A 6,607-nucleotide genomic window follows, 5' to 3' on the forward strand; every position below is an offset into this window, starting at 1 on the left:
TGGGATTCCTAACGGTTTTTAATAGAGAAGGTAATTGGGATGTTGACCCATTGGGAAATTTCTTTTCCTTGGGCTTTAGCTGGAGTAAATTGCCATTGAGATACGGTATTTAAAGCAGAACGATCAAGAGATTCATTGCCGCTGGTTTTGGCAATCATGACTTCACTGCATTTTCCATCTGGGAGAATGAGTGCTCTTAGCACCACGGTACCCTCTACCCGCATCTTAAATGCCATTGCAGGGTATGGCGGCTTAGGATTATTCAGATAGGCGGCCTTGTAATCCGCATCTACTGTCGGTGCCGCCTGAATGCCTGCAGCGGCACTGCTTTCCGAAGTGCTATTACTTGAATTACTGGTCTGCGAACTTTTTGAGGCATTGTTTTGTCGCTGAAGTAAGCCATCATCACTAGACGCCTTAGTGGGTGGTGCCGATGCACTGTTCGCTTGCGTTGATTTACCAGAACCTTGACCACCCTGCCCGCTCAGAAAAGATCCACTTAACTGAATAGTGATATCGGAGATTTGTCTTTTCTTCCAACTGGGAACGCCATACAGATAAATAATAAAGGCAAATAGATGAACTAATGCCACCATCAGAACTACGATATAGGCCTGAGAAGTTTGCTGAGACTCTAGGCTTTTATTTGCCACTACAGAAATCATCTATCTTAGGATCGCAGGAGGCGTTCGTTAGGTCGCCAACCACCACATCACCAGCACTCGCGGATGAATCCATTTCAGAAGACTTAAATGACTGCACTAATTGTTGAGTCTGATCATGTAGTTGGCCATGCATCGAGGCATTTTGACTAGCTGTATTGCTGCCCATGCTCGACTGAGGTAAAGGCGCCACATATATCGTAGTCGTACCCGTCTGAGTCACACTGCCAAAAAGTGGTACGCCAGCGGCTTGCTGCCCCACTACGGGTGATAGCGCTGGGTTTGTTTCTTGCACACCAACCAAAGCATTCAAGTCAGCCAATGGTGCAATATTACCCACATTGCCATATCTAATCGTCGGCGCAGGTCCAACATTGGCAAGCAAGCTAAATGCGCGCATCAATAAGGTGTGCTGGCCAGCAGATACGTCATTAATCGGTCCATTCACCACAACCGATGGGTCCATCGATAACAATAAGCGAGTTCTTCCATTGCTACCGTTATCGCCAATTAAGACTGAGCCGTTATATTCCTGACCTTCAAAAGTAGTAACGTCACCAAAGAGCTTAATGGTTTGAGCAGTTACATTCATGGCGTATGGATTAACACCAGATAACCCGCTATAGGAACTCGTATATGGGTTCAACGTATAGGAGGCACTTAATCGATCGACGACATCAAGGCCAACCTGATCATTAAAGAGCACTGTACCGTTAGCGGCTGTGACCACTAGGTTGCGCTGAGCTGATTTTGAGCCTGCGCCAGCACTTACCGTACTCATAAAGCTGATGTTTCCAGCGCTACTATTGAAATTCGCTGTCGAACTGTTATTTCCAGTCAGGAAAGTTAGCGGACCGCCATAAACCTGGTCGCCGATTGTATTAATGACGCTATCAATCGTTACTGCACCATCCACAGACAATCTACTGAGTGTTGTTCCACCAGTAACTGACAAGTTACCGCCAGTAGAGGTGATATTTGCATTACCTAGAGCATTTTGACTGCCCAAGGAAAGTCGATAGTTAGCAATGTCTACTACTCCAGACATGCTGTTATTACCGGTGATATTCAAGATGCCTGCGCCACGCTGAACGATGCTACCAGTACCGGAGATCGAATTTGCCAAATTGAAGGCATTCGCAGAATCAAACACAATGCTACCGTTATTCACAATAGCGCTGGAAGTTGTACCCACTTGCTCGCTGTTGTAGACCACCGTCTTATTGATTGGAATAATCACCTGGGCAACGTTATTACCATCTGGAAGTGCTCCACCCGCCCAGTTTGTAGCGGTGGACCAATTTCCGTTATTAGCACCCGTGTAAGCAACAGAAGCCAACTGGGTAATCGTACCAATATTACCCGTCAGACTAGCGTTGGACAATACATAGTTATTGGAGTCGTTACCAAATTCATTACCAAATAATCCCATACTTAGGGTGACGGATTTATTGGCCCCAACATGACGATCCGTATAGCTACCAGAACCAATTAGACTCACATGATCACCAGCAACTACGCCCGATGCAGTTTGATTAAAGCTAAGATTGGCAGCAGTAATGCTGGTACTGCCATCGTAGACCTTGGAGACCGACTGAATTGTGCTGACATTATTGTTAATGGTTTTGGGAGCAACTGTAATCGCACCAACCACCGCTAAATTATTAAAGTTGCTACCAATGATGGTCACATTCGAGGCATTGAGATTGTAGCCGCCCACATTTAAGTTTCCAGACGAGCTGTATGAACCATTAACCGCATTTAACCTAAATATTGCAGTGGTTCCAAATCCATCCACAATAGACGCATAGCCATTGGTTACATTTGCGCTTAGGTTGCTGATGGTGGTATTACTTCTGACATACTCCGCACTTAACTGGAAGCTACTTAAAGAGGATGAGTAATTTACATTAGCTGTTCCACTGCCAACTACTTTAATTAATAGCGTATCTGCAGGGACAATGATGTAATCACCTGACCGATAGGTAATGTTGTAGTTGGTTGCGGAGAAACTCGAAGGCGTCAATACACCGCTATAAGTACGGGCAGATTGGTTATCTACCCCAGAAATATTTGATCGTGTGACGGTACCATTCCATAAGGCTTGTACAGAACCATTTGCTGTAGAAGTTAGATTAGCCGCTGTTTCACCACCAACAAAGCCGGTGTATACAACTCCGCCATACCCAATCGAGCCATTTGCAGCAACAGTATCAGCTTGAGCGAGTATTTTTCCATCATTCACTGCGCTAATAATTAATGGCGCCTTAGTAATAACACCGTTATAGGAGTCTGCTACGCTAACACAGTAGTTTTGACCACCATTATCATCACTCACCACAACGGAATTTAGAGTAACAGTCTTGTTGGCACCAGCATCTTTAGTGTTGTATGTAATCGCTGCTGAGCTGACGCGATCCCCACCAACCAACTGTCCAGATAAGGCAGTTAAGTCTGCTGTAGTTGCTTGCTGAATAGTTGTATTGCCATAAACCATCGTAGCATTAGGCGCCACTAGAGTAACATTCAATCGAGATACGCTAACGCTCGTATTAGGTAAGACTAAATCTTCGTAATTGCTTAAGCTTGACCCGTTTGCTCCTGACAATGCCAGCCCGGCTATGCTTGATAGGCTTTGATTGGTTTGAACGTTTTTACTCTGCATTGCAGCAGTGCCTGTAGCGGTAAAGGTTTCACCATTCACACCAGTTACAGAAATTTGCGAACCATTAATCAAGCTCGATCCGTCATAGACCTTGTTACCAATTGCCGATAATTGCGCTTTGCTAATCGTTAACGTACCGTTAGCGCCAACAAAGTCATAATTTGCTGAACTTAAACCACCAAGGCCCGCGGTGATTGTATGGTTTCCAACACTTGTCGTAGCGTTTGCAACGCTACTACCAAAGGCTGATCCAGATACCACGCTACTTGTTTCACCATTCACAAATCCGGTAATCGTTTGTGTAAATGTTGGGTTAGCAGCACCATAAATTCGAGATTGATCATCAGCCGTCACGGTGAGGTGCGCTTTATTGATTGTCAATGTGCCATTTGCAGCTGCAAAGTCATAGTTTGCTGCACTTAAGCTTCCAATGCCGCTAGTAATTGTGTAGTTGCCCACTCCACTTAAGTTAGTCGCTAAGGTTGATGCAGCACTAGAACCAGTGATGTTTGCAATCACAGCATCCTCACCCACCACAAAACCAGTCATAGCCTGAGTTAAGCTTGGGTTTGAATCGCCATATAAGCGGGCTTTATTATCCGCAGAGACCGTAATAACTGCCTTAGCAATATTGAGAGCGCCATTGATGCCTGTAACAATATAGTTAGTCTCAACACCAGTTGTTACGCTATTCGTGTAAGAGCCGGCATTAGTCCCATTAGCGCCGCTAGCGCTGACATTGGTCAGTACTGCTGCAGTATCTGTACCCTGCAATCCAGAAACGTTATAACCTGAAACGCTCTGGCTTTGGCCGGTATAAGTGGTATTGAAGGTATTGCCGGTAACCGTTAGCGCAGCCTTATCAATAGTTAAGGCGCCATCCACAAACGTCAGGTTGTAGTTAGTTGCATTACCTGTAGCTTGAGATACATATACTCCAGCATTGGTTCCATTTGCACCAGCACTGACATCAGTCAATACTGCAACCGTTTGGTTGTTTACCAGTCCAGTAGCAGTAAAGCCACTGACTGATTGTTGGCTACCGTTATAAGTTACGTTAACACTATTCGCAATAACAGTTGCTTCAGCCTTATTCACTGTCAACGTACCGTTGTTATAGGTGATGTTGTAGTTGCTGCTTAAGCCACTTGTAAAGGACTGGTTGCTTGCCGTTAAGGTGTAGTTACCGACGTTGCTTGTAGCGTTGGCAGTACTTGCAACTGTAGCGTTACCCAAGGTATCGCCGTTATACAACGTGCCACCACCACCTAAAGTCACTGTGCCGCTAGTTGGGTTGGCAGCGCCGTAAGTACGGCTTTGATCATCAGCAACCACTGTAATGTTGGCTTGAGTCACTACCAAGCTACCGTTGACATAGCTAATGTTGTAGTTACTTGCAGTAAAGCTACCGTTCGCTGCCCCACTGGCAGTGATGTTGTAGGTACCGACGTTAGTGGTGTTCGCACTACCGGCACTCGCTAGAACTACGGTACCGATGGTTTCACTATTTTGTAGGCCACTGCTAGTAAAGGCGGTATTACCTAAAGTAGTGCCTAGGCCATATTGGGTAGAGGCACTATTAGCAGTAATCGTTAGATCAGCTGGGTTGACTGCGAGGTTACCAGCAGCGTAAGTAATGTTGTAGTTACCAACCAAGCCAGTACTCATGGTTTGGTTACTTGCCGTTAAGGTGTAGTTACCGACGTTACTTGTGGCATTCGCTGCGCTAGTGACCGTAGCAGTCGATAGCGCATCACTGTTATAGAGCTGACCGCTGGTAATGGTGACATTACCTGCTGTTGGGTTAGCAGCGCCGTAAGTACGCGCTTGATCGTCTGCTTTGAGCGTCAAGTTTGCCTGTGTCACTACCAAGCTACCGTTGACATAGCTAATGTTGTAGTTACTTGCAGTAAAGCTACCGTTCGCTGCCCCACTGGCAGTGATGTTGTAGGTACCGACGTTAGTAGTGTTCGCACTACCGGCACTCGCTAGAACTACGGTACCGATGGTTTCACTATTTTGTAGGCCGCTGCTAGTAAAGGCGGTATTACCTAAAGTAGTGCCCAGACCATATTGGGTAGAGGCACTATTAGCAGTAATCGTTAGATCAGCTGGGTTGACTGCGAGGTTACCAGCAGCGTAAGTAATGTTGTAGTTACCAACCAAGCCAGTACTCATGGTTTGGTTACTTGCCGTTAAGGTGTAGTTGCCGACGTTACTTGTGGCATTCGCTGCGCTAGTGACCGTAGCAGTCGATAGCGCATCACTGTTATAAAGCTGACCGCTAGTAATAGTGACGTTACCAGTGCTGGGGTTGGTGGCGCCATATGCACGAGTTTGATTATTAGCCGCTACAGTTAAATTTGCAGCAGAAATGGTTACTGGCGCATTAGATACATTTAATGTCGGCAACTGATAGTTACTGACAAGGCCGCCAGAGGTCGTATTTGCACCGGCCTGGCTACCCAAGGTAATCGATGTAATGTAGTTACTTCCGTTATCAACTACGTTTGCACTATTAGCCAATGCAGCACTATAAGTTAGAGTTTCGCCGGAAATTCCTGTAGCAACAGTCACATTCGTCAATGTATTGCTGCCGCTATAGGCTTGTGCTGCGCTCAGTGTGACTGTTTTGGGGGTAATGTCACCCGTCAAACTAATCGGCTGTGTGAAGCTGTAGTTATCTGAAGCACTACCTGTCATCGAAATATTGGAAGTTACCGATATATTATTGGCGACATTTTTATCAGCAAAAATACCTGCAAGATTGAGCGTGACATTACTCAGGTCGCTTGCCAAAATCCCTGAGGCCATAGTGTTCGTCAGGGTTGCATCTACCGTGCCGTCATAAGCACGACTCACTACAGTTGTGCCGTTAGTATTGAGCACAATCTTGCCAACCACTAAGTTGCCATTGGTAACTGTGATGTTGTAACCCAGAAGACCCGCGCTTGTAGTCAGATTAACGCTGTGGTTACCGGCTACATAGCCAGCTGCAGTACTATTGCCGCCGATCGCCACCGATGGTGCTGAAGCAAAGATCTGGGCAATAGTGTCACCATTCTGATCACCGCTCACGGTGTAACTCAATGTAGGCGTTGTACCGCCATAAGTCATGGAGCCACTATCCGCAGTTAGCCCAAGCTCAGGCGCCTCACGATAAACCGCATAAGTCCCTGCCCCTAAAGCTGCAGCTGTGCTGTTATATCCGGTGCTGCTGGCATTGCTGTTATAGCGGAAGTTACCAGAACCACTGCCAACTAGATTCGTTAGGCCAGTA

At 46.2% G+C, this 6,607-nt stretch carries 2 protein-coding genes; both read right to left on the reverse strand.

What is annotated here, in order from left to right; genetic code table 11:
- Positions 1-8: 8 nt before the first annotated feature.
- Entirely contained in the window at positions 9-653 is a 645-nt protein-coding gene (locus ICN16_RS09775; RefSeq protein ID WP_216137059.1) for an energy transducer TonB, read from the reverse strand.
- Positions 643-6,607: S-layer family protein (locus ICN16_RS09780; protein ID WP_216137062.1), on the reverse strand; the 5,965-nt coding region annotated here is incomplete at its 5' end. The genes ICN16_RS09780 and ICN16_RS09775, both read right to left, overlap by 11 nt.

Source organism: Polynucleobacter sp. es-MAR-4 (assembly GCF_018882055.1).
GTDB lineage: Bacteria > Pseudomonadota > Gammaproteobacteria > Burkholderiales > Burkholderiaceae > Polynucleobacter.